The organism is Kitasatospora purpeofusca, assembly GCF_000718025.1.
Taxonomy (GTDB): domain Bacteria; phylum Actinomycetota; class Actinomycetes; order Streptomycetales; family Streptomycetaceae; genus Kitasatospora; species Kitasatospora purpeofusca.
In genome coordinates this window covers 14,209-36,820 of the sequence record NZ_JODS01000048.1, presented here as the reverse complement: position 1 = coordinate 36,820, position 22,612 = coordinate 14,209, and the positions used below count along the sequence as shown (strand labels likewise).

Below are 22,612 nucleotides of genomic sequence, written 5' to 3'. Positions count from 1 at the left end.
GCCAGCCTTGGAAGGCCACCCGTCATGACCCGGCACCGCCGCCTGATCCAGCAGGTCCGCACCCTCGGCCGCTACCCCAGCGACGAGGAAGCCGAACGCGTCCTCGACACCGTCCTGGCCGTCCTCGGCTCCCAGCTCACCGGCGATGAACGCTGCGAGCTGGCCGCCACGCTCCCCGAGCGGGCCCGCGCCGTCTTCGCCTCGCAGATCCCCCTGCCGAAGCCCGTCGCCGCCCCCGCCTTCGTCGAAGCCGTCGCCCGAGCCCTGAACACCAGCCTCACCGCAGCTCGCTGGGACGCCTCCTCCGTCCTGGCCGCCCTGGCATCCCTCGGCGGCGAGCGGCTCACCGACCGTCTTCTCGCCCGCCTGCCCCGCGGCTACGCGCTCCTGTTCGGCCGTGCCGACCTCACCGCCACCGCCGCCGCCTGAGAGCTGCCCAAGGGCGGGGATCAAGCGGCGGCACCCGGACGCGCAAGGACGCGCGCCCGCGCTACGCGGATGCGCCCGGCATCACTGGCCGCGGGCCCGGTCCAGGTCGGCCTCCAGCTCCTCCACCCGGACCAGGAGATCGAGAACCCGGCGCGCGCCTTCGAGCGTCAGTCCCTCGCTGATCAGCTTCACCAGGGCCGCGACCCTGTCGATCTCCCGGCGCGAGTACCTGCGCTGGCCGCCCGCCGAACGACCCGGCACCACCACGCCCTGCTCGTCCAGCCGCCGCAGGAAGGCCACCTGGACATGCAGCATGGCCGCGACCTGTCCCACCGCGTAGAGCGCCGCGTCCGGATCGTCGATCGGCAGCACCACGGCCTCACCTCGCCGCTCACGAAACCTCACCTCCACGCTACAGATTTCCTCCATCCCCAGCCACGCGTTGTGCAGCGACCCGCGCGCCCCTTCGCATCGAGCAACGCGACCGGCGGACCCCCAAACACAGACTTGACATGAGGAGGCTCAAGTTTTATGTGTCGATGTAGGGAAGTTCTGTAGGTGAATGCGATGAAGGAGGTCGGAGATGACTCGCGCAGTCGGTATCGATCTCGGAACGACGAACTCAGTGGTCTGCGTCCTGGAGGGCGGCGAGCCGGCCGTCATCACGAACGCCGAGGGCGCGCGCACCACCCCGTCGGTGGTGGCCTTCGGCAAGGGCGGCGAGGTGCTCGTCGGCGAGGTCGCCAAGCGCCAGGCCGTCACCAACGTGGACCGCACCGCCCGCTCGGTGAAGCGCCACATGGGCGAGAGCGACTGGCGCTTCCCGGACAAGGGGGATGTGGACGGCAAGCGGTACACCGCGCAGGAGATCTCGGCGCGGGTGCTGCAGAAACTGAAGCGCGACGCGGAGGCGTACCTGGGCGAGGAGGTCACCGACGCGGTGATCACCGTGCCGGCGTACTTCAACGACTCCCAGCGCACCGCGACCAAGGAGGCAGGGGAGATCGCGGGCCTGAAGGTGGCGCGGATCATCAACGAGCCGACCTCCGCCGCCCTCGCGTACGGGCTCGACAAGGAGAGCGACCAGACCGTCCTCGTGTTCGACCTCGGCGGCGGCACCTTCGACGTGTCGCTCCTGGAGATCGGCGAGGGCGTCGTGGAGGTGAAAGCCACCTCCGGCGACACCCACCTCGGCGGTGACGACTGGGACCAGCGGATCGTCGACCACCTGGTCACGCAGTTCAAGAACGGCTACGGCATCGACCTGTCCAAGGACAAGATGGCAGCCCAGCGCCTGCGCGAGGCCGCGGAGAAGGCCAAGATCGAGCTGTCCGCCGCGACCGAGACGACGATCAATCTGCCCTACATCACGGCCTCCGCCGAGGGCGCTCTCCACCTGGACGAGAAACTCACCCGCGCCCAGTTCCAGCAGCTCACCGCAGACCTGCTGGAACGCTGCGAGGGCCCCTTCCACCAGGCCGTCAAGGACGCCAAGATCAAGGTCTCCGGCATCGACCACGTCATCCTCGTCGGCGGATCCACCCGGATGCCCGCCGTCACCGACCTGGTGAAGAAGCTCACCGGCAAGGACCCGCACAAGGGCGTCAACCCGGACGAGGTCGTCGCCATCGGCGCCGCACTTCAGGCCGGCGTCCTCAAGGGCGAGGTCAAGGACGTCCTGCTGCTCGACGTCACCCCGCTGTCCCTCGGCATCGAGACCAAGGGCGGCATCATGACCAAGCTCATCGAACGCAACACCACCATCCCCACCCGCCGCTCGGAGGTCTTCACCACCGCCGAGGACAACCAGCCCTCGGTGACCGTGCAGGTCTACCAGGGCGAGCGGGAGATCGCTGCGTACAACAAGAAGCTCGGCATGTTCGAGCTGACCGGCATCGCACCCGCCCCGCGCGGGATGCCGCAGATCGAGGTCACTTTCGACATCGACGCCAACGGCATCATGCACGTCGGCGCGAAGGACCTCGGCACCGGCAAGGAACAGAAGATGACCGTCACCGGCGGCTCCGCCCTGCCCAAGGACGACATCGACCGCATGATCCGGGAAGCCGAACAGCACGCCGAGGAGGACCGCCGCCGCAAGGAGGCCGCCGAGACCCGCAACCAGGGCGAGCAACTCCTCTACACCACCGAGAAGTTCCTCACCGACAACCAGGACAAGGTCCCCGCCGACGTGAAGAGCGAGGTCGATGCGGCTCTGGCGGACCTGAAGGACAAGCTCAAGGGTGAGGACACCGCCGCCATCCGCGCGGCCAGCGACCACGTCGCCCAGGCCAGCCAGAAGCTCGGCCAGGCCATCTACGCCCAGACCGCGCCCGGCGCACCAAGCGGCGCGAGCGGCCCCCAAGGCTCGGAGGAGGAGGTCGTGGACGCCGAGATCGTGGATGAGGACGAGCACAAAGGAGGCACCGCATGACCACCCCATCCAGGCCGGGCGAGAACACCGAAGACCGGCGCCCACCGGTGGTCATCCGCGACAAGCGGCGCATCGACCCGGAAACCCTCCAGCTGCGACCCGGCGTCGAACGACCCGCCACGCACAAGCCCAGCGGCCAGGGCGAGCAGGGCGCCGGCAGCACCGCAGGCACCCTGCTCGGCGGCGGCGCCACTTCCACGCCCGACCAGGCCCCCACGGGAGCCGGCGGCGAGTCGCTGCGCGCCACGCTGGCCGAGCGCACCAGAGACCTGCAGCGGGTGAAGGCCGAGTACGACAACTACCGCCGGCGCGTCCAGCGCGAACGCCTCGCCATCCGCGAGGGCGTCATGGCCGAGGTACTCCGCACGCTCCTGCCCGTCCTCGACACCATCGACCGGGCCCGCACCCACCAGGACACCGCGGCGGCCTTCGACACCGTCGCCGCCAGCCTCCAGAACCAGCTGGCCGCGCTCGGGCTGCAGCAGTTCGGCACGGAAGGCGAACCCTTCGACCCCACCCTCCACGAGGCACTCAGCTCGACCGAATCCGACCGGGCCGACCACCCCACCTGCACCCACATCCTGCGGCCCGGCTACCGGCTCGGCGAGATCCTCCTGCGCCCGGCCCAGGTAGCGGTCGAACAGCCCCATCCGGACCAGCAGGCTTCCGGATCGTCGTCCTCCGAGCGCACCGGCCCGGCATAGTACGGAGGCTGTCCAATGGCCCCGCGCAGTGCCCCTCGGACGCCGGATTCGCCGCGGTCATCCCTGCGACAGTCCGGCGGGCGGTAGCCGGGCCCCTTCGGCCCCGGCATGATCGAAGTCGGACAGTCCCCGTACCGGAAGGGGGAACGCTCATGTCCGACCGGCATGGTCATCACGCGAAGAACACCGGCGCCACTCCACCGGTCCTGAGGACGACTGCCCGCCGGATTCCCGGCACGGCCGTGGTCTGCCGCCTTGACGGCGAGGTGGGCCAGGACCAGAAGGAGATGCTGGAGGCCCATCTCGCCGAAGTGGTCAAGGCCGGCCAACCGCGTCTCGTTTTCGAGCGACAGCACCTGGGCGAGCGGGGCCAGCGGGCACGCGTAGTCGCCCGCGACTCCACCGGCCTGAATCCTCTCCTGCAGACCCGCAAGGACGCCGAGGCGGCCGGACAACGGCTGGTCCTGGCCGCACCCTCGCCCACGGTCCGGTGTCTGCCGGAGATCACCGGAACCGACGAGGTCTTCACCATCTGCGGCAGTGTCCGAGCCGCCCTCGCCGCCACCGGATCGCCCGGCTGAGGAGCGACCATGGACACGCCCTGGTGCTACGCGATCACCCTGCCCGGCCCACCCGGCTGCCACGCCCCGCCGCAGGTCATCGTCGTCCATGCCACCGGCGAGACCACCAGGAACGGCGAGACGGTGTATGCCGACGCCGCCGGGACTCTGCGCGTCACGATCACCCGCGGGGTGGCCGAACCCATCGACGCCCCTGCCGGCCCAGGTCGGCACACGTGCCTGCATGCCCACCCGCTGCCATGACGGCCTCGGCGCGAATGCCAGCCGATCAGCCGGTCGGCATCCCCCGCGGCACGAGGCGCTTCGGCGCCCGGCGGCGCCCGAGGTCAGAGGACGCCAGTGCCGCGGATCTGGATGGCTGCCAGCAGAGCGGCGGTCGTACCTACGGGCGGTGCCCGTCCAGTGACGGCCGGAATCAGCGGGCAGTGTCGCTTCGCGACGTGCGCCAGCGGATCCACGATCGGTCATGGCCGTCGGCGGAAGGACCGCAGCGTCTCACCGGGGCGGAAGTCCAGTGCCGCCAGGAGCTGGATCGCACCGCCGTCGTCCTCCTCGGAGTCGGCGTCGGGCTCGCGGACCCAGGCGGTCATTTCCCGGGCATCGTGCTCCGCTGCCACATTCAGGCACTGTCCGAGCAGGTGGCGGCCCAGCCCTCGGCGGCGGTGGTCCGGATGGGTGGTCATCGACGTCAGGACAGCCGTCCGGTCCGCCGCCCGGTCGACGGTGGCCTCGCAGACGATCGAGCCGTCGACCTGGCGCAGCTCCAGGTGCCAGCCGGGCGGGTCGCCTCGCCCGGTGACGCAGGCGATGGGGTAGGTGGTAGGGCTCGGCCGATTTTTGAGCGCGTGGTGGAAGCCGTGCCAGGTGTGGCGGGTGGAGAACCCGGCTGCTTCAAGGGTGGTGCGGGTGGCGGGCCGCAGCCGTACGGCCAGACCGGCGGGGCTCTGGGGGTTGAACGGCGGCGGGCCGGCGAAGGCCTCCACGACCCTGGTCCGCCCGAGCGCCGTAAGGGCCCTGCCGATCAGCGCCGCGGCCACGGCATGGACCTCACGGCAGTGCAGCGCCAGGATCTGCCCCGCGCCGTCGCCGGGCGGCGAGGCGAAGACGACGACTCCCACGATGCGACCGGCAGCGTCCTGTGCGACCTCCCAGCGCGAGGCGGGGAGGTCCCGCCCGGCGTCTCCGCGTGCGCGGATCGCCGCGTCGAGGGCGCCCGGAGTGATGTGGGGCTGGTCGGGCAGCCGGTCGGCTTCGATCAGGTTGAGCACCTGGTCCCCATCCGCCGCCTTGCACGGCCGGATGGGCCGGCTGCCCGCTTCAACGCCCGTGATCGCCCCCCATAGCTCGCACGGCCGCCGGTCCTCCACAGAGTGCCGTTCGCATCCCACCCGGGCTGGAGCGCCCGCCGCGTGACAGCGGCGGGATCCACCCGTTCGGTGCAGTGACCGGACGACTGACGGGGTTCACCCGCGAAGAGCCCAGGGCTGGCGACGCGGGCGGCGCGGGGCTTGCCTGGCAGGGCAGGCCCGCCTCCTGGGAGGTCCCGATGTACGAGATGCGTGCTGAATGCGATCCGGCGAAGCCCGACTTCGTGCTGATGTGGCACGCGCTGCCCAAGGACTCGGGCGGCCTGACGCTGTGCGGCCGTCTGCTGCCACCGAGCCCGGCCGTGGCGAAGCCACAGGACGCGCCGACCGACCGGTACTGCCCGCCCTGCATCGCACTGGTCGCACAGGCCATGGAGTCCGCCCCGCGCTGAGACGAACGTCCGTCGGCACCACCCACTACAGGCGTACGACCACCAGGGCGGTGTCGTCGCCGGCGCTGCGGCCATCCGCCACGCCGAGGTCGGCGAGGACGGCGTCGGCCAGCGCCTGCGGGGCGAGCAACCGGTGCCGGGCCGCGCTGGCGGTCAGCCGGGCGAGTCCGGTGTCGATGTCCTCGCCGCGGCGTTCGACGAGTCCGTCGGTGTACAGCAGCACTGTGGCCCCGGGCGCGTAGTTCACCGCGGCCTCGGATCTTGTGGCGGATTCCGTCCATGCGCCGAGCGGCGGGTCGGTGGCGGCGTCCAGCAGGCGCACCGTCGCGTCGGCCTCCACCAGAACGGGCGGCACATGGCCGGCGCTGCTGTAGGTGATGCGGCGGGCGGCGCGGTCGATGACGGTCTGCACGGCGGTGGTGGCCAGCGCCCCTTCCAGGGTGAGCGCGTACCGGGCGAGGGTCTTCAGCGCGAGCGCGGGCTGCGGGGTCGCGCGGATCGCGGCGTTCAGTGCGGCGTGGAGCTGGCCCATGACCCCGGCGGCCTCGACGCCGTGGCCGACCACGTCGCCGACGGCGACCGCCAGGTGCTGCTGGTCAAGGTCGATAAGGTCGTACCAATCCCCGCACACGTTCGCCGCCGCGGTGGCGGGCCGGTAGCGCACGGCGGCCGTGGAGCGGCAGGCTTCGGGCATGGTGGGCAGCATCGCCCGCTGCAGCGTCATCGCCACTTCGCGTTCGCGGGCGTGGGCCTGGCGCAGCTGATCGTTGAGGTCCTGCAGTTCCTGGGCGCGGGTGAGCAGGTCGGCGGCCATCTGCTCCTCATGGGTCAGGGTCCCGCCGGGCGCCTCCCCGGGGCGGTGGGCCATGAGCTGGCGGACCAGGGCGGTGACCTCCTCGACGCGGTGGATGATCAGCGTGACGTTCCCGTCCTGGTCGAGGACGGGGGTGTTGACCGGGCTCCAGTACCGTTCCTCGAACACACCCGGCCGGTCGGGTACCTCCAGGTCGTACTTCTGCAGCGCCATGCTGTCGCGCCGGCCTGTCTGCATCACCCGTTCCAGGGAGGCCCGCAGCGCCCGGGTGCCGGTGGCCTGCGGGTCGGCGGGGTTGTCGGGGAAGGCGTCGAAGACGTTGCGGCCGATCAGCTCCTCCCGGCCCCGGCGGGCGACGCGCAAGTAGGCCGTGTTGGCGGCGGCGATGACCAGGTCCGGGGTCATGATCATCGTCGGGGTGGGCAGGGCCTCGAACACCGCCGCGAAATCGATATCCGGCCAGGCCACACTGCTTCTCTCGACGGCACCGCTGGGTGGGTGACGCCACTGTATGCCCGACCGCCCGCCAGCACCCGGAACCGCCCGCGCAGCCGTTTTCCGTGTCTGTCCGGGCGGATCAGTAGCGAAGGCCAATCGTCGGGGTGGACCGCCGGGCGGGCCGGCGCCACCACCACCGCGTGTCGCTGTCGGCCTGCGACCACGACCCCGCCCATGTGCTGGCGGCTCCGAGCTGGGCCCGCCGTTCATCGTCGGCGGCATCGAGGCCGCCCACCTCAGGGCGCCGTGTGGCGATCTCATCGCACTGACGGGGGCCTTCCGTGGTCGACGAGGGCGGCGAGCCGAGCGGCGTAGGTGTCGAGGCGGCCGCGCAGGATGAGGCGCACAGTGGCCGTCCGATTGACCGGTGTGTAGGCCTGGGCGAGATTGTCAACGAGCCTGCTGGTGTCGTACCCGGAGCGTCGCATCCCGGTCAGGACGGGGCTGTGCGCGTACTCGGCCTGGGTGATCTCGGTCCACACCAGCACGGTGGCCGTGAGCCGCCCGTCCTGGCCGGCCATCCGGACGAACCGCCGGCTCAGGTCGTCGGACAGTTCGGCCCAGTGGGCGGCGGGCATCTGCCAGTCGGCGAGCGCGGTGCGGCGCCTGGCGTAGTCGATGCGGGTCTCGTCGTCGTCCAGACGTTGGGCGATGTTCTCGATCCGGGTCTCGAAGTCGCCCCACAGGGTCCCTCCCGCCATCTGGGGACGCAGTTTGTTCATCGTGCTCATCGCCTTCTCGGCCGGGACGCCGAGTTGGCGCGCGCACTGGGGGTAGGAGCCGCCGGCCGTCATCTCGGCGAGCTTGAGGCTGGCGGCCCTGCGCAGGTGCCGCACCGTGTAGCCGGTCGGGTTGTCAAGGCGGTCGGCGAAGTCGGCGAAGTGATCGTCGTACCAGTGCCTGGGCAGGTAGGGCGGGACGTGCTCGATGCCGAAGCGGCAGTCGCGGGAGGGCACACGCACGCTCGCCTTCTCGGTGCGGCCGGCAGCGTGGAAGCCGTGGACCTGGCGGACGAGCGCGCGGGCAAGCGCTGGTGAGAGGTTCTGGCGCCGCAGCGCGGTGTACGGACCCGGGTGCCGGGCGAACGCGGCCTGGGCCAGCGGCTGGATGCGCTCGCGCAGGTGGGCGCGGTCGTCCGCGGTCAGGAGTGTCGTGGCGGCCAGCAGAAGGGCGCCGCACTGGCCTGCGTCGGGCGGCGCGGACCACAGGGCCGGTGTTCCGCCGGCGGGGCGGGCGTCGGCTCCAGGCCGGACCGCCTCCACGTGGTCGTCGATCAGGTCGAGCAGCGGCCCGGGCAGGGGGAGGATGCCTGGAGGTGGGGGCCAGCTGAGTTTGATCAGCTGGCTGGCGGCGCGCAGGTCCGGGAAGAACCAGGGATCGCGGGCTTCGGGGTCGTGCAGCCGCCCGAGGAGCCGCTGCTGCAGGCGTGTCAGGTGGTTCAGGGTGTCGGCGCTCAGCGCTGTGTCCCGGCTGTGGCAGGGCGTCTCGTCCAGTCGGGCGCCGCACGGTGGCCGCTGCGTCGGCGGTTCGCCGGCCGTGTTCGGGCCGTCGGCACGGCAGCCGGCCGGGTGGATTCCCGTGGCGCTCGGGCGGTGGAGCAGGGTGGCGCGACCGCGGTGGATCGGGTTGGAGGACGCTCCGCAGCTCCAGCATCGGTGCTCCAGGAGCGTGCCGTGGATCGGGCAGGCGAACACGACGGGCAGGTGCCAGGTGCTCTTCCACGCTCCGCCGAGGGTGAGTTGGACCGGGCTGCCGTCCCCGGCGAGGCAGGCGGGGCAGTACCGGGTGGAGAGGGTGAACGCCCAGCTGCCGGCGAAGGAGCCCGCCGTGCGGCTTCGGTGCGCGAACCCGAGTAGCGGGTACGCGCCTTGGTGGCGCCGCAGTCCCAGGGCGGTGACCTCCGCGGGGCTGAGGCGGGCGGCGGCACCGAACGCGGCGGCCGCCTCCGGGAGGAGGCCGAGGAGGAGGTCGGTGCTCAGCCGGTTGGTCTTCGCCGGGCCGAGCCCGGCTAGCTCCGCGACGCGGATCGGGGAGCGGTTCAGCCGGAAGGACAGCCGCAGCAGGTAGCCGGGAAAGGACTCCTCCGGGAGCGGGGCAAGGCTGCGGGCCAGCGCGCGTGGAGGCGTCACCGGGCAGCACTCGGCACTGGCGCCGTGCCCGTCTCGACGCTCGCCAGGACGACGTCGGTGCTCACCTGGAGGACCTTCCCGCGGTCGCTGGCCGCGGCCAGCAGGCAGGCGTAGGTGTCGAGCCGCTGGCGCAGGTGGAGCCGCGCGCCGCGCAGGTGCTCCGCCTGGAGGTGCTTGGCCTCCAGGCTGAGCGTCGCGCAGTCGCCGCCGCGGCGCCGCAGTTCGCGCATGAGGGGGCTGTGGACGGGCTCGCCCCGGGTGGCCTCGCTCCACACGAGGACGGTGCCGATGGCCGGGTCGCCCTGCTGGTGGAGCCTGGTCAAACGGGGAATGCCGTCGGACAGGGCCCACCAGTCCGGGCCGGGCATGTGCCAGGTGGCAAGCCTGCGGCGCCTGTTCGCGTAGTTGACGCGGTCGTCGGTGGTGTCGAGGTGGTCCGCGATCCGGTCGACCCTGAGTTCGAAGTCCGGCCACATCCTGGTGGCGTCGAGGCGGGCGCCGAGAATCGTGAGGAGCTTGGCCGCGATCCCCGGCGGAAGACCCAGGATCTCGGCGCACTCCGTCCACGGGGCGCCGCAGGCGAGTTCCGCCAGTCTCAAAGACGCCGCCCGGCGAACGGCGCGCGCCCTGGGGCGATGAGCCTGCGGGATGCGGTCGAGGAAGCCGTCGAAGTACGCGTCGAACCAGGCCCGGGGCAGGTAGGCCGGCACCTCCTGCGCCGAGTAGCCGCGCTTTCGTCCCGTGGCTCGCAGACTCCGGTGGCCGTGGCTGCCGTAGCTCCTGATCGCAAGGGCCCGCGCGAGGCGGGGTGAGATGTCGAGCGACCTGGAGATCTGGCCGCTGTACATCGGCGCGCTGCTGTAGGCGGCGCGCATCAGCGGTTGGGCCTGCTCGCGCAGCAGGTTCGGGTCGGACTCGCCGATCAGGGTGTCGGCGGCGAGCAACAGCGCCGCGCACTGCGCGGTGTCGGTGGGCGCCGCCCGGGCGCCGGTGCGCCTGGGCTGGTGCCCTCCGGTGGTCTGCCGCCGGACCAGGGCCGTCAGCGGTGCGGCGTGGGCGTCGAGGAGCGTTTGAAGAGGGGCGGAGGGCAGCAGATGGGCGCCGAGCGGCCAGCTGAGCCTGATCACGTGCGCGGCCATGATCAGGTCCGTGAAGTACGACGGGGGTGACGACTCGTACTTCGCCGCCGTGTCCGGGACGTGGTGGAGGTGGTGGTCGATGATGCGTTGGACGTCGAGGAGCCGGTCGAGATCCGCCCGGGACACGAGGGTCTCGGAGCTCTGGCCTGCAACGTCGCGGCCGTCGATCCAGGCTCCGCAGTGGCGGCTGCCTGGGCGGCCGGCCCCCGCGGGGGCGACCTCGTTGCGGCACTGCAGCGCGTGCAGGTGCGACGCGCGGGGGCTGCCGACCAGGTTGAGGCGGTCCAGCGTGGCGGTGTTGAGGGGTCGGCGGCAGGCCGGACAGGCGGCTTCCAGCAGGCGGTGGTGAATCGGGCAGGCGAAGGTGACGGGCAGATGCCACTGGAGCTTGAAGGCTCCGCCGAAGGCGCGCTGGATCGAGCTGGCGTCGCCGTGCAGGCACGGTGGGCAGTAGCGGGTGGAGACGTCGAGTGCCCACTGGGCCTGGAGCATCACGGTGGTCCGTTGCGGGACGCCGTGCACGGCCCGTAGCGGCGGGTAGGCGGTGGTGAACCGTTGCAGTGTCAGTTCGTGGGCCTCGGCGGTGCTGAGGCCCGCTGCCTGGGCGAAGGCCCGTGCCGTGGTGCCGGGCAGTTCCTCCAGCAGGCCGATGGGGATGCGGCCGGACCGTTCGGTGAGGCCGCACAGGGTGGCGAGGCGGCTCGGGGAGCGGCCAAGGCGCGTGGCCAGTCGCAGCAGGAAGCCGGGCAGCGATTCGTCGGGCAGCGGGGCCAGGCTGCGGGCCAGCGGCCGGGCGGTCATGGCGTCGTCCGTGGGTTAGCGGCCAGCGCCCCGTTGTCGCACCAGGCGGCCGTCCGCTGCGTGTAGGCGGCCAGCCGGGCCAGGAGGCGGGCCTTGTCGCCGCGGCGGGCGCCCGTGAGGGAGGGCAGCTCGCAGACGAGGCTCGGGCCGCCCGGCAGTCGCCCGCCCCAGCCGCGGTGCCGGACGAGCGGACTGAACAGGTAGTCGCCCTCGGTGACTTGGGTCCACACCAGGACCGACGCGCAGATCCGCAGCCCGGGAGTCGCGTCGAGCATGGGTAGGCCGTCGGTGAGATGCGCCCAGTCGGCCGGTGGGATGGTCCAGTCCTCGAGCGCCGTTCGGCGGCGCTGGTAGTCGATGCGGTCTTCCTGGTCGTCGAGTTCGGCGGCGATCGCGTCGAGCCCGTGGAGGAACCGCTGCCAGGCGCCCTCGCTGTCCGTGCGCAACCGGAGCTGCTGAAGGCCGGAGAGGGCGTGACCGCGCGGGATGCCGAGCAGGCGGGCGCCGTCGGCCAGGGCGCCGCCGCCGGTCATCTCGGCGAGCTTGAGGGCGGCGGCCCGCCGCACCAGGCGGGCGTTGTTGCGGCTGTCGACGGTGAGGCGCGTGGTGAAGTGGGCCAGGTGGCGCTCGTAGGCGGCGGCCGGCAGGAGCTGGGGGATCTCGCGGGCGGTGAAGAGGCAGGTGCGCGTCGGCACGCGCAGCGCGGCGGATGTGCCGGCGCCGACTGTGGCGTGGAAGCCGCCCCGTTGGACGGCAAGGGCGCGGGCGAGCGGCAGGGAGAACTGTCCGCGCCGGATGATGCCGACGAACCGGGTGCGGTCGCGCTCGACGGCCCGGCGGGCCAGGGTCTGGACGGCTTCGCGGGCTCCGGCCGGATCCGGGTGGGTGACCAGGCGCTCGCTCATGGCGAGCAGGCCCGCGCAGGCGGCGGCCGCGGGTGGCGGTCCGATGACGATGCGGCCGTTGTCCCCGTGGGGGCGGTCGGCCGTGCGGCGGCGCATGGCGTGGACGTGCTCGTCCAGGGCGTCGACCTGCACATCGGGCAGGCTGAGGTCGTCCACGGCGGCCGGCCACGAGATGGTGATCAGCTGGCTGACGGCGATCAGGTCCGGAAAGAACAGCGGCTCGTCGGGATCCGGCGAGGCCAGTCGCGCCAGCAGCCTGCTCTGGAGATCGAGCAGGGTGCCGAGGTCGGCGTCCCCTCTGGCGCCGGTGTCCGCGGCCGTCGCGGTCAGGTCGGCGCCGCATGCGGGCTTGGGTTTACGGGTTCCGGCGTCGAGGGCGTGGTTGCGGCACTGGGCGGGGTGCAGTACGTGACCGGTCGGGTGCAGGATCAGGGCCGCCCGGCCCTGGACGGACACATTCAGGGGCCGGCGGCAGCTCGGGCACAGGTGGTCGAGCAGACGCCGGTGGCGGGGGCAGGCGAAGACGACCGGCAGGTGCCACGGCAGGCGCCAGGGGCCGCCGTGGGCGTCCTGGACCGCGGTGCCGTCTCCTGCCAGGCACAGGGGGCAGAAGCGGCTGGCGGCGGTGAAAGCCCACACGTTGGAGCCGAACCGGCCGTCTGGGCGTTCCCCGGTGTCCGCGATCGGCGGGTACGCCACCTGGTGCGCTCGCAGCCCCAGCGCTTGGACCTCGGCCGTCGTCAGGCGGGTAGCGGCGGCGAAGCGGGCCGCGGACTCCGGCCGCAGGGCGACCAGCAGGTGCGCGGGCAGCTTGACCGTGTGGCCGAGCCGGTAGGGGGCGAGACCGGTGAGCACGGCGATCCGGGCCGGTGAACGGTTCAGCCGGTGGGCGAGCCGCAACAGGAAGCCCGGCAGCGACTCCTCGGGGAACGGGGCCAGGCTGCGGGCCAGCGGGCCGGGTGCCCTGGTCAACCCACCGCTCCCGTCGGGCCGTCGTCGTCGAAAACGGTGTTGCGGCCCGGCCGCTTCTTCTTCGGCACCTGCGGGATCTCGGGCTGCTCGCCGGAGGCGGCGTCCAGGTCGGGCAGGTCGGTGGGGCTGACCGTGCACCGTTGCAGAAGGTCGACCGTCAGACTCTCGGCCCGGGTCTCGATGGCGTGACGACAGCCGGTCTGGACCAGCTTCTCCAGCAGGCCGACCACGCCGTTGGTGCGCCGGAACAGGTACTCGGGCATGCCGCCGGCGGTGAGCATGCCATCGGTGTCGTTCAGCAGCCGCAGACAGCTCTCCAGGCCCCGCAGGTGCGCGGTCCAGGCCTCGATCTGGGCGGGGGTGTCGTAGCTGAACGCATCGAGGTCGATCAGCTCGAAGCGGCGTTCGTGCTGGGTCGCGGCATCCGAGTTGGGGCTGCGGCCGCGGTCCTTGACCGGCGGGAAGACCCACTGCTTGGTGACGGGGTCGCGCCGGCCGTCCCGCAGCAGACCGGAGGTGGGGATGCCGACACCGACGAGGATCAGGGTGACCGGCATGCTCATCATCTCGCGGATCAGGTCCAGCACATCCTGGTCCGCCTCGCGGTGGAGCTTGAGCCTCGTAATATCGTCGATTACAAGCGCCTTGGTGGCATGGTCTGCGATCGCGGCTTTCACCGTGCGGACGAGGTCCTCCAGGCGCATCCCCTTGTAGTCCTCGCCGTAGAAGTCGAGGATGCGCTGGCAGGTGGAGATCGGGGTGGCCTTGACCGGGCACCGCACGTACGCCACCGGGGCGAACAGGTCGCGGGTGCCGGGCATCGCGTCCGGGTTGACCTGCTGGTTCAGGGTCAGCCACTCGTCCTCGAAGGCGGCCACCGCCTCGCACACGGTCTCGGTCTTGCCCTGGGCGCCGCCGCCGTTGACCATCACCCCGGTGCGGGTGCCCGACTTGTGGCTGAACGCGCCGTCCTCGATCCGCGTGCGCACCAGCCAGGCGACGGCCTCGCTCATCGGGGTGGCCTGAACGGGCAGGCTGCTGTGGGTGGCCAGGCGGTGCAGGTCGTAGATGCGGCGCTGGCGCGGGCTCAGCCGCTTGTACTCCTCGACCGACATCACCGGTGCCGGGATGAAGCTCGCGCGTGTGGTGCGCCAGCGCTGCCAGCCGTCGTGGCAGGTGCGGTCCAGTGGCGGCCCGGGCAGGAACGTGGCCGCGCCGGCCCACGGTGGTGTGTTTCCGGCGCCGCTCACAGTTCCCCCTCGGTGTCCTCGTACTCGTCGTCGTCCGGCAGGGCGAGCAGGCTGCGTTCGCGCAGCCGCTGCCCGAGCGCCGGGGGCGGGGCGGGTCGCTCGGGCACCGCGTTCTGGCGCCGGCGGCGGCGCTCGTCGTCCACCGCCGCCTGCCCCTGCCGGGCCCGCTCCCGCCACTTGAGCGGCACGACGTTGGCCGCCTCCCCGGTCGCTGTCCGCCCGGCGGCGCCGGTTGCGCCCGGTGGGCGGTCGGCGGCCGCCGCGGCGGCTTGTGCCACCTCGCGGGCGTGCTCGGTGCGCTGACCTTTGGTCAGCCGGGTCGGCCACTGCTCGACGGGGATGTGGCCGCCGATCAACTCGAGCAGGAGCGGCAGCAGTTCCGCATCGGTCTTCGGGGCCAGGCCGCGGCTGCGGACCTCGCGCATGACCTCGCGCACCCGCGCGTCGCTGAACGCGGGCACCTCGCCCTCCTCCGGCAGGCCGGTCCAGCGCAGGGTGTGCCAGTCGTGGGTGCGCGGGTCCTGGAAGAACACCAGGCACGGATCGCGCGGGTCGCGGTGGAAGACGTACTTGTTCTTGGCAGCCCCGCCCCGCCCAGAGGGCGTGAACCGGTAGGGGTCCAGCGCGGCGCCGTTGTACCAGAGATTCTTGATCTTCACGCCGCGCTTGCCGTGGATCACCACCCGGTGGGTCGGCAGCAGCTGGTAGTACAGCTTCGGGCGAGGGATCTGCAGCGCGAAGCCGCCCTGGGCCATCGAGGCCGCGAACAGGCTGTTCGGGCTGTGGTCGCCGCCCGGGTCCCAGCTCGGCGCATAGGTCCCGAATCGGCGCCGCTGCCACACCGAGACGACCCAGGTCGCAACCAGGTGCTCCATCTCGGCCACGGTCAGGACTGCGTCGCCCTCCGGGTCCACGCCGCGGTCGGCCGCGTCCACCCCCTGGTAGCCCGGCAGGATCCTGAACAGCAGGGACTGGACGGCCCCGAACGCCCGCTCCACGGCCTGCTTGTCGGTCGGACGCAGGACCCGGCTGGGGCGTATGTTCGCCCCGATCACCCGCTGGACCTCGATCAGATGATGGTTCTTGTAGACCGAGCCGTGGTCGGTGGTGACGGTCTCGGGCGCGAAGAACGGCAGGCCCGCGACCTTGTGGCCAGCGAACTCGGCCACCAGCGTGGCCGGGACACCGGGGTAGGCCCACTCCATGTCCTCGCCCCAGTCCGGCCGCATCGGCAGCGGCATCATCACGTCGCGCAGCACCATGGCCACGTCGACCGAGGTGTCGGAGACCAGCGTCAGCCGGAACGCCACGATCGAATGCGTGTACACGTCCAGGGCCAGGGTCAGGTGGACAGAAACGGGGTCGCCGAAGACGTTCTCGCGGACCTTGACCGGCAGGATCGTGGTGTCGAGCGCCACCACTTGGCCCGGCCGGTAGACCACGACGTGCCTGCCGGTCGCGACCTCCTGGGCGCGGGCGGCCGAGCGCAGGTACCGCTGCCGTGCTCCGCTGGAGCCGAACCACTCCTTCCACACCGTCCGCAGCGTCGTGTAGCTCGGCACCGGCTCGTCGGGACCGAAGGTCTCCCGGACGTACTGGTGGATCAGACGCTCGCGGTCCTTCGCGCTGAGCTTGGAACGGTGCAGCGTCTCCGCCCGGACCGCGAACAACGCCTCCCGGACCGCCGGTGAGATCCGGCGCCCGGTCGCCTCGCGAAGCCACCGGTCGTCCGCCAGACCGACCGGGCCGAACCGGCGCCGATCCATGTCCCAGCGGATCAGCGTCCGGTACCCGGCCCGCTTCAGACCAAGCGCAGCGGCCTGGTCGGGGTTCTCGACCGCGGCCAGGCGCAGTTCCTCCGCCTTTGCCTGCCGGCGCTGCGTCAGCGTGGTGGCGTCCGGGTCGTACTGCGGACGCGGTTCGGCTGGTCCCGCCAGCAGCGGGTCACCGCTGAGGAAGCCGGTCTCCACCTCGTTCAGGTGGGCCAGCCGCAACAGGGTCAGCTGCTGCTTCTCCGGCGTCAGGTCGGTCATCGTCTTCGGCTGGCGGCCCCGGCTCGCGGCTGGCAGGTCCCTGCGCGTGCGGGTCGACTGGCGGCACCCGGGGTGGTGCATCAGCTCCCGCACCGAGGTGTGCCAGGAAGGCCCGTCGGCCGGGACCAGGACCACCTTGCCCACCTGGGGCTCGAACGTCTCCACTATCCACTCGGAGCCGTCGATGATCAGCTCGTTGCCGGGCGCCAGATCCCAGGCAGCCGCGGCGGGTGCCGTCACCGCTCTCCTCCGCGCAGGTGGTTGTCCGGCGCCAGGCGGACCAGGCTCGTATCGGTCAGCGGTGCGGACATGTCGATGCCCAGGTTCCGATGCCACAGCAGGTGGAGAGCGTGGGCCCGGGCGATCGCCGGGTAACTGCACTGCTCGACCAGCTCACCGAACGCGAGCGGCCCCGACGCGGCGGCCCGCAGCAACTGGTCCTGGAGGCCGAGTTGATCGGTTAACTCCCGCCGGCCCGCCGACAGAGCATCGACGATCCTCACCACGCGCCTGCGCCAGCCGGTTACCACGCTGTAGTTCCAGCCCACGGCCAGCGCGGCCTCGGCCGACGCCGCGAACTTCACCTCGTCCTCCGGCCGGATGCGTCCGGCCGGCCGGACATCCAGCAGCCACGGTCCCGAGCCGGTCAGCAGCAGGAAGTCCGGGGTGTGCTCGACCCTCCCACCGTCCGCAGTGAGGAACTGCAGCCGAAAGGGCTGGGCCAGCGCCTCCTCCAGATCGCCGACGAAGTCGGCCATGAGGAGCAGCAGCTCCTCCTCGAAGCTCTCGAAGCCGTGGTGCCGGTCGGTACTGACGAGGTACTCCAGGCCCGGCCTGTGCCACTGGCCCGTCCGCCACGTGAAGCGGCGCACCGGCCGACTCCGGGCCGCCTCGACCTCGGCGAGATTCCGTACCGAGCAGGTGACCGGGGTACGGCCGAAGCGCCATGTCGCGGTCCACCGGTCGCTCCAGCCGGCTGCAAGCTTGAGCGTCTTCCTGTAGGCGTCGAACCTCGTGTGGAGGCGAGCGAGATCGCCCAGGTCACAGGCATCGGACCATAAGCCAGTACATGCATCCGGCTCTGCTGAAGAGCCGCCAGATAACGCCGAAGCCACGCCCCAATGCCCTTCCCTGGCGACCGGATCACGTGGGACGAACCTACGGCGAAGATCCCTTCTCAGGGATGGGATTCCGGGAATCCGGTGCACGCGACTTCGACCCTGCTGGAGCGCCACCCGTACGTATGTGACAACAAGACCTGCCAACCCAGACGCAACGGTGTCGCAAGCAACTGACACCATCCCAGGTCAGAGGGCACGACTGGTGACATCTATGGCGGGCAGTCGCACCGCGCCCGAGCGGGCGCTGCGGGCGGAGGTGGGCGGACGGTTCAACATCACCACTGGCCTCGGAGGTCGACCGTGGTTCCTCCTCTCCTTGTCCTGCTGCTGGTCCTGATCCTCTTCGGCGCGGGATTCGCGCTGAAGATCCTCTGGTGGGTGGCGATCGCCGTCCTCGTGATCCGGCTGATCGGGTTCTTCGCGCGCGGCACCAGCGGCTCGGGAGGCCGCAGCCGCCGGTACCGGTGGTAACAGGCGGGACGGGTCCGCCTGTGGCCAACTGTTCACGAACGGGGCCCGAGGTGGTCGTCGGGTCTGTCCGGGCGTCCAGCACGGTGCCGTGTCGGAGTCACGGCGAAGGTCTGCGCTGTGCACGTCCGGCCCGATGGTGAGGAGCAGATCATGACCGCTGGGGTGTCCGTCCGTTCGCCTGCCCTGGTCCCGGGGCCTGCGGAGCTGCGGGGTCGGCCTGGTCCTCAGGGGGAGGGCGCACGATGAGCGCCATGGCGGGCGAGCGCCCGGAGGCCGGTGCGGGTGCGGGTGCGGGTGCGGTGCAACACCGTGCGGGTATCGCGGGTGCGGTGCAACACCGTGCGGGCGTCGCCGAGGCGTTCACACGAATGGCGGCCTGCGGCGACCTGGATCTGCCGTTGCCCGGCGGCGGTCGGACCCGCGCCCGATGGGAATCGCTCACGCGATGGGCGCAACAGGACTTGTCCCTGGCCCGGCTCGTCGAAGGGCACACCGACGCTGTCGCGATCCTCGCCGAACTCGACGCGGAGGGGGCACGCGACCTGCCGACGGGGGCCGACGGGGCTCGCTGGGGAGTGTGGGCGGCCGAACCCCCGGGCTACTCGCTGGAGGCGCGTCCGGCGGCGGACGGCTGGCGGTTGTTCGGGGTGAAGCCGTTCTGCTCCGGTGCCCGGGTGTGTACGCACGCGCTCGTCACCGCCCGCGAAGGCGAGCTGCGGCGGCTGTTCGCACTCGAGGTCGACCAGCCCGGTGTCGAACCGCTGCCGGACAGCTGGCCGGGTCCGGGCATGGCCGGCAGTGACACCCTGGATGTGAACCTCGACGGTGTCCGGGCCGGACCGGTCGGCGACCCGGGCGCCTATCTGGAGCGTCCGGGGTTCCACCACGGCGGGCTCGGTGTCGCGGCGTGCTGGTACGGCGGCGCCCGCGCGGTCGCGAGCACGCTCCTGTCCGCCTCACGGAAGTGGGACCTGGACCCGCACGCGCTGGCTCATCTCGGCGCCGTCGACGCCCGGCTGGCTGCTGTCGAAGCGCTGCTGGACTGTGCCGCCGCCGCGGTCGACTCCGACCCGCTCGACCACGACGGTACCGCGCACCTGCGCACGATGCGGGTACGCGCGGCCGTCGAGGACGCGGCCGCCGAGGTGCTGGTCCGGGTCGGCCGAGCGCTGGGCGCCACCCCGCTGGGCCACGACGCCGCTCACGCCCGCGCCGTCGCGGACCTGACCGTCTACCTGCGCCAGCACCACGCGGAACGGGACCTCGCGGCGCTCGGCAAGGCCGCCTCCGCGACCCACCTGGACTGGGAGGACGCGTGACGCACCGCCAAGCGCAGCCCCTCTCCGCCCGTGGCCCGCGGGCGGTTCCGGCCGACCCGATCCAGGAACCCGGCACCCCCGAACAGGCGTGGGAGTCCTGGTCCGGGCTCAAGGGCCTTCCCACCGTCGACGCGCTCGCCGTCCTGCCGGCCCGCCCGGACCGCCGGCCGCGGGTCCTGGTGGTGGCAGCCCATCCGGACGACGAGGTCCTCGGCTTCGGCGGCACGCTCGCCGTCCTGGCCGCGTCCGGGGTCCGGGTGCGCCTGGTGTCCGTCACGGCGGGGGAGGCCTCCCACCCGCACAGCCGGGCATCGGTGGCCCGCAACCTGGCAGCCGTCCGCAACCGGGAACTGCACGAGGCGCTGGCCCGGCTGGGCGCCGCCGACGTGCAGCGCGTGGCTCTGGCCGTGCCCGACGGCGAGGTCGCCCGGCACGAGCGAGAGGTGTCCGGCCGGCTGACCGAGCTGCTGCGGGACTGCGACCTGTGCGTGGCGCCGTACAGCCACGACCGCCATCCGGACCACGAGGCGGCAGGGCGTGCCGCCCTGGCGGCCGGCGCGTCACGGGGCGTGGCGGTGTGGGAGTACCCGGTCTGGGCCTGGCACTGGGCCGTGCCCGGGGACGGGCGGCTGCCGTGGCACCGCGCCGTCCGTCTCCCGTTGCCGTTCGCCGCCCAGGACCGCAAGCGGGCGGCGCTGGCGTGCTTCCGCAGCCAGATCGAGCCGCTCGGCGATCGGCCCGAGGACGCGGCGATCCTGCCGCCCGCCGAACTCGCCCACTTCCGTCGCGACTTCGAGGTGATCTGGCGATGAGCACCTGTCGACACGGCGCCGCGGACAGGGAAGCCGGCACGCCGGGGGAGTACTTCACCCGCATGTACGCCGCCGCCGACGATCCGTGGCGGCTCGAGGAGCGTTGGTACGAGCGGCGCAAGTACGCTCTCACGCTCGCCGCTCTGCCCAAGCCGGTCTACCGCAGTGCCTTCGAACCCGGCTGCTCGGTCGGCGTCCTGTCCAGCCTGCTCGCCGGTCGCTGCGGGGCCCTGCTCTCCTGCGACCGGGAGGAACGCGCCCTCGGCCGAGCCCGTGGCCGACTCGGTCACCTGCCGCATGTGCGCGTCGAGCGGCGCGTGCTCCCTGACGACTGGCCACGGGAGACCTTCGACCTCGTCGTCCTCTCCGAGCTGCTGTACTACTTCACCGCCGTCGACACCGCCGACATCCTGGAGCGCGCGGTGCGGTCCCTGGAGCCGGGCGGAACCCTGGAACTCGTCCACTGGCGCCACCCGGTCGCCGACCACGCTCGAAGGGCTGGGGCAGTCCACGAGCAGGCGCGCAGTCATCCGGCCCTGGTGCGGATCGCCGCACACACGGAACCGGACTTCCTCCTCGACGTGTTCACCCGACCCGAGCAGCCCGGCACCGCGGCGGAGCGCCTGTCGGTGGCCGCCATGGAGGGGCTGACGTGATCCGTGCCCTGGCCGTCGTCGTGCCGGCCCGCGACGAAGAGGACCTGCTGGCCGGCTGCCTGGGCACGCTGCACCGGGCTGCCCGGCACCCGCTGGTGCGGGACGTGCCGTGCCGGGTGATCGTGGTCGCCGACGCATGCCGGGACGCGACCGCCGCCATCGCACGACGCCACGGCGCGCAGCTGCTGGAAGTGACCGAGGGAAACGTCGGGGCGGCCCGCGCGGCGGGCAGTCGCCATGCCCTGGAGAGTGTCCTCGCCTCCTGGCCGAGCCTCGCCCCTGACGGTGTGTGGCTGGCCCACACCGACGCGGACTCCCGCGTTCCGGCGGACTGGCTCGCACGGCAGCTCGTCCACGCGGCGTGCGGCTGGCACGCGGTCGTGGGCACGGTCCGCGTGGCGGACTGGGGCGCTCATCCGCGGAGCACCGCCGCGGCCTTCCGACTGCTCTACCAGCAGGAGAAGCCTGCCGACGCGCACCGGCACGTCCACGGGGCGAACCTCGCCGTGCGGGCCGACGCCTACCTCGCGGCCGGCGGCTTCCAGCCGCTGCCCGTCAGCGAGGACCGGACGCTGGTCGCCGCCCTGGAGGCCGCCGGCTTCGGCGTGAAACGCACCAGCCGGAGTCCCGTCACCACCTCGGCACGGCGCGATCCCCGAGCCCGCGGGGGATTCGGCGACTTCCTCCGCGACCTCGACGAGCTGACCGGCTGACCGCAGCGCAGGCGCCGCACCCGCACCCGTCGCGGATGCCCGCCCGCCCCGCCCAGCCCGATTCGCAGTAATGCAGGAAGGAGAACAGCGTGATCCCCACGCGATCCCTGATCGGCCGTATCACCGCCGCCGCCCGCTCGGGAGGTGATGACGGCATCGGTGTCCGGACCCTGAAGGCGCTCGACGCCGTTGGGAATGCCGAGGAACTGGACGCGGTCACCGAGCCGTTGAAGCGCATCGTCCAGGGCGTGCCGCTGGGACCGCTGCGCGGTGTGCTGCAGGGCCGTCCTCTGGGTCACCCGCTGCATCCGGCCCTGGTCCAGGTTCCGCTCGGCGCGTGGCTGTCGGCGGGCGTTCTCGACCTCGTGCCCGGTTCGGAGCGCGCTGCGCGCCTGCTGGTCGCGGTCGGCGTCGTCACCGCCGCTCCGGCGGCCTGGGCCGGTTGGGTCGACTGGGCCGAGCAGCACGAGCAGAAGATGCGCACCGGTCTGCTGCACGCATCCTCGATCGCCGCCGCGGTGGGTCTCTACGGCGCGTCGTGGGCCGCACGCTCGCGCGGCCGGAACGGGCCGGGGCGCGCGCTGGGCTTCGCCGGCCTGGCGGCGGTCTGCGCCGGGGCCGCGATCGGCGGCCACCTCGCCTACCGCCAGGCCGCCGGCGCGAACAAGGCGGAGCCTGTTCCCCACCTGGTGGAGCCCGGCTGGCACTCGCTCGGACACGTCGAGGAGTTCGTGACGGGCGAGGGAGCGCGCCGGACGGTCGGAGAGGTGCCGGTACTCGTGGTGCGGGAATCCGACGACGTCTTCCACGTCCTGGCCGACCGCTGCAGCCACTCCTCGGGCCCCCTCTCCCAGGGCGAGGTGGCCGACGGCTGCGTGACGTGCCCCTGGCACGGCAGCGTCTTCCGCCTCCGGGACGGCTGGAACGTGGGCGGCCCGGCCACCGCCCCGCAGCCCGTCTTCGCCACCCGCACGGACACCGACGGCAACCTCCAGGCCCGCCTGCCCGACGCGGGCTGAGCAGGACCACGTCAACTCTGGCAGGCCGTCGGCAGAAGGCCGACGCCGGTGCG

The 22,612-nt window shown here is 72.4% G+C and carries 21 protein-coding genes; 12 read left to right on the top strand and 9 right to left on the bottom strand.

Annotated elements, in window-relative coordinates; genetic code table 11:
* Nucleotides 1–24 precede the first annotated feature (24 nt).
* Nucleotides 25–429 carry a DUF2267 domain-containing protein gene (locus IF01_RS0138745; RefSeq protein ID WP_030398346.1) on the top strand — a complete coding sequence of 135 codons (405 nt, stop codon included), beginning with the start codon at nucleotides 25–27 and terminating at the stop codon, nucleotides 427–429.
* A gap of 81 nt (nucleotides 430–510) precedes the next feature.
* Here the strand turns inward: IF01_RS0138745 and IF01_RS0138740 are convergent, their stop codons facing one another.
* Complete coding sequence (locus IF01_RS0138740) at nucleotides 511–804, bottom strand: helix-turn-helix domain-containing protein (RefSeq protein ID WP_208624403.1); 294 nt, start codon at nucleotides 802–804, stop codon at nucleotides 511–513.
* Nucleotides 805–1,012: 208 nt separating this feature from the next.
* Between IF01_RS0138740 and dnaK the strand changes: the two genes are divergently transcribed.
* From dnaK to IF01_RS0138720, 4 genes are all read left to right on the top strand, one after another.
* Nucleotides 1,013–2,863: a molecular chaperone DnaK gene (gene dnaK, locus IF01_RS0138735; RefSeq protein WP_030398344.1), complete on the top strand. Its 1,851-nt coding sequence runs from the start codon at nucleotides 1,013–1,015 to the stop codon at nucleotides 2,861–2,863.
* On the top strand, nucleotides 2,860–3,567 hold the full coding sequence (gene grpE, locus IF01_RS43070; protein WP_037782839.1) for a nucleotide exchange factor GrpE: 708 nt from the start codon (nucleotides 2,860–2,862) through the stop codon (nucleotides 3,565–3,567). The genes dnaK and grpE overlap by 4 nt, the downstream gene beginning before the upstream one ends.
* Before the next feature lie 152 nt (nucleotides 3,568–3,719).
* Nucleotides 3,720–4,148 (top strand): STAS domain-containing protein, encoded by a 429-nt coding sequence (locus IF01_RS44725; RefSeq protein ID WP_157855471.1) that lies wholly within the window; start codon nucleotides 3,720–3,722, stop codon nucleotides 4,146–4,148.
* 9 nt (nucleotides 4,149–4,157) lie between these two features.
* Nucleotides 4,158–4,391 carry a DUF6296 family protein gene (locus IF01_RS0138720; protein WP_030398341.1) on the top strand — a complete coding sequence of 78 codons (234 nt, stop codon included), beginning with the start codon at nucleotides 4,158–4,160 and terminating at the stop codon, nucleotides 4,389–4,391.
* A 221-nt stretch (nucleotides 4,392–4,612) separates the two neighbouring features.
* On the opposite strand, the gene IF01_RS44720 is transcribed toward IF01_RS0138720, so the two are convergent.
* Nucleotides 4,613–5,416: a GNAT family N-acetyltransferase gene (locus IF01_RS44720; RefSeq protein WP_051757065.1), complete on the bottom strand. Its 804-nt coding sequence runs from the start codon at nucleotides 5,414–5,416 to the stop codon at nucleotides 4,613–4,615.
* A 278-nt stretch (nucleotides 5,417–5,694) separates the two neighbouring features.
* Here IF01_RS44720 and IF01_RS0138710 point away from each other — a divergent pair, with 278 nt between their 5' ends.
* Nucleotides 5,695–5,907 carry a hypothetical protein gene (locus IF01_RS0138710; RefSeq protein ID WP_030398339.1) on the top strand — a complete coding sequence of 71 codons (213 nt, stop codon included), beginning with the start codon at nucleotides 5,695–5,697 and terminating at the stop codon, nucleotides 5,905–5,907.
* A 25-nt stretch (nucleotides 5,908–5,932) separates the two neighbouring features.
* Here IF01_RS0138710 and IF01_RS0138705 read toward each other — a convergent pair whose 3' ends face one another.
* From IF01_RS0138705 to IF01_RS50635, 7 genes are all read right to left on the bottom strand, one after another.
* A complete protein-coding gene (locus IF01_RS0138705) occupies nucleotides 5,933–7,189 on the bottom strand; it encodes a PP2C family protein-serine/threonine phosphatase (RefSeq protein ID WP_030398338.1) in 1,257 nt (418 codons plus the stop codon).
* Between the two features lie 287 nt (nucleotides 7,190–7,476).
* Nucleotides 7,477–9,348, bottom strand: coding sequence for a TniQ family protein (locus IF01_RS49125; RefSeq protein ID WP_030398337.1), 1,872 nt, complete (start codon nucleotides 9,346–9,348; stop codon nucleotides 7,477–7,479).
* Nucleotides 9,345–11,288, bottom strand: a complete 1,944-nt coding sequence (locus tag IF01_RS0138695) for a TniQ family protein (RefSeq protein ID WP_030398336.1) — start codon at nucleotides 11,286–11,288, stop codon at nucleotides 9,345–9,347. The genes IF01_RS49125 and IF01_RS0138695 overlap by 4 nt, the downstream gene beginning before the upstream one ends.
* Nucleotides 11,285–13,165, bottom strand: a complete 1,881-nt coding sequence (locus IF01_RS0138690; RefSeq protein ID WP_030398335.1) for a TniQ family protein — start codon at nucleotides 13,163–13,165, stop codon at nucleotides 11,285–11,287. The genes IF01_RS0138695 and IF01_RS0138690 overlap by 4 nt, the downstream gene beginning before the upstream one ends.
* Nucleotides 13,162–14,415, bottom strand: a complete 1,254-nt coding sequence (locus IF01_RS0138685; RefSeq protein ID WP_051757063.1) for an AAA family ATPase — start codon at nucleotides 14,413–14,415, stop codon at nucleotides 13,162–13,164. Before IF01_RS0138685 ends, IF01_RS0138690 begins: the two co-directional genes overlap by 4 nt.
* Nucleotides 14,412–16,688 (bottom strand): transposase, encoded by a 2,277-nt coding sequence (locus tag IF01_RS0138680; RefSeq protein ID WP_030398333.1) that lies wholly within the window; start codon nucleotides 16,686–16,688, stop codon nucleotides 14,412–14,414. The genes IF01_RS0138685 and IF01_RS0138680 overlap by 4 nt, the downstream gene beginning before the upstream one ends.
* The gene (locus IF01_RS50635; RefSeq protein WP_078880704.1) at nucleotides 16,685–17,749 is read right to left on the bottom strand and encodes a TnsA-like heteromeric transposase endonuclease subunit; all 1,065 of its coding nucleotides are present in this window, start codon (nucleotides 17,747–17,749) and stop codon (nucleotides 16,685–16,687) included. The genes IF01_RS0138680 and IF01_RS50635 overlap by 4 nt, the downstream gene beginning before the upstream one ends.
* Before the next feature lie 120 nt (nucleotides 17,750–17,869).
* Here IF01_RS50635 and IF01_RS0138670 point away from each other — a divergent pair, with 120 nt between their 5' ends.
* The 6 genes from IF01_RS0138670 to IF01_RS0138645 all read left to right on the top strand — a co-directional run bounded on the left by IF01_RS0138670 (nucleotide 17,870) and on the right by IF01_RS0138645 (nucleotide 22,559).
* Nucleotides 17,870–18,040, top strand: coding sequence for a hypothetical protein (locus IF01_RS0138670; RefSeq protein ID WP_030398331.1), 171 nt, complete (start codon nucleotides 17,870–17,872; stop codon nucleotides 18,038–18,040).
* 461 nt (nucleotides 18,041–18,501) lie between these two features.
* Nucleotides 18,502–19,359, top strand: coding sequence for an acyl-CoA dehydrogenase family protein (locus tag IF01_RS0138665; protein WP_208624402.1), 858 nt, complete (start codon nucleotides 18,502–18,504; stop codon nucleotides 19,357–19,359).
* Entirely contained in the window at nucleotides 19,356–20,171 is an 816-nt protein-coding gene (locus tag IF01_RS0138660; protein ID WP_051757062.1) for a PIG-L deacetylase family protein, read from the top strand. The genes IF01_RS0138665 and IF01_RS0138660 overlap by 4 nt, the downstream gene beginning before the upstream one ends.
* Nucleotides 20,168–20,827 (top strand): SAM-dependent methyltransferase, encoded by a 660-nt coding sequence (locus tag IF01_RS0138655; RefSeq protein WP_051757060.1) that lies wholly within the window; start codon nucleotides 20,168–20,170, stop codon nucleotides 20,825–20,827. The genes IF01_RS0138660 and IF01_RS0138655 overlap by 4 nt, the downstream gene beginning before the upstream one ends.
* On the top strand, nucleotides 20,824–21,540 hold the full coding sequence (locus tag IF01_RS0138650; RefSeq protein ID WP_030398327.1) for a glycosyltransferase family 2 protein: 717 nt from the start codon (nucleotides 20,824–20,826) through the stop codon (nucleotides 21,538–21,540). Before IF01_RS0138655 ends, IF01_RS0138650 begins: the two co-directional genes overlap by 4 nt.
* Before the next feature lie 155 nt (nucleotides 21,541–21,695).
* The gene (locus tag IF01_RS0138645) at nucleotides 21,696–22,559 is read left to right on the top strand and encodes a Rieske (2Fe-2S) protein (RefSeq protein ID WP_030398326.1); all 864 of its coding nucleotides are present in this window, start codon (nucleotides 21,696–21,698) and stop codon (nucleotides 22,557–22,559) included.
* Nucleotides 22,560–22,612 lie beyond the last annotated feature (53 nt).

Bases quoted from the DNA above. Each gene is read 5' to 3' on its own strand.
- IF01_RS0138745 (WP_030398346.1), top strand. From the start codon at position 25: ATGACCCGGCACCGCCGCCTGATCCAGCAGGTCCGCACCCTCGGCCGC.
- dnaK (WP_030398344.1), top strand. From the start codon at position 1,013: ATGACTCGCGCAGTCGGTATCGATCTCGGAACGACGAACTCAGTGGTC.
- grpE (WP_037782839.1), top strand. From the start codon at position 2,860: ATGACCACCCCATCCAGGCCGGGCGAGAACACCGAAGACCGGCGCCCA.
- IF01_RS44725 (WP_157855471.1), top strand. From the start codon at position 3,720: ATGTCCGACCGGCATGGTCATCACGCGAAGAACACCGGCGCCACTCCA.
- IF01_RS0138720 (WP_030398341.1), top strand. From the start codon at position 4,158: ATGGACACGCCCTGGTGCTACGCGATCACCCTGCCCGGCCCACCCGGC.
- IF01_RS0138710 (WP_030398339.1), top strand. From the start codon at position 5,695: ATGTACGAGATGCGTGCTGAATGCGATCCGGCGAAGCCCGACTTCGTG.
- IF01_RS0138695 (WP_030398336.1), bottom strand. From the start codon at position 11,288: ATGACCGCCCGGCCGCTGGCCCGCAGCCTGGCCCCGCTGCCCGACGAA.
- IF01_RS50635 (WP_078880704.1), bottom strand. From the start codon at position 17,749: ATGGTGTCAGTTGCTTGCGACACCGTTGCGTCTGGGTTGGCAGGTCTT.
- IF01_RS0138655 (WP_051757060.1), top strand. From the start codon at position 20,168: ATGAGCACCTGTCGACACGGCGCCGCGGACAGGGAAGCCGGCACGCCG.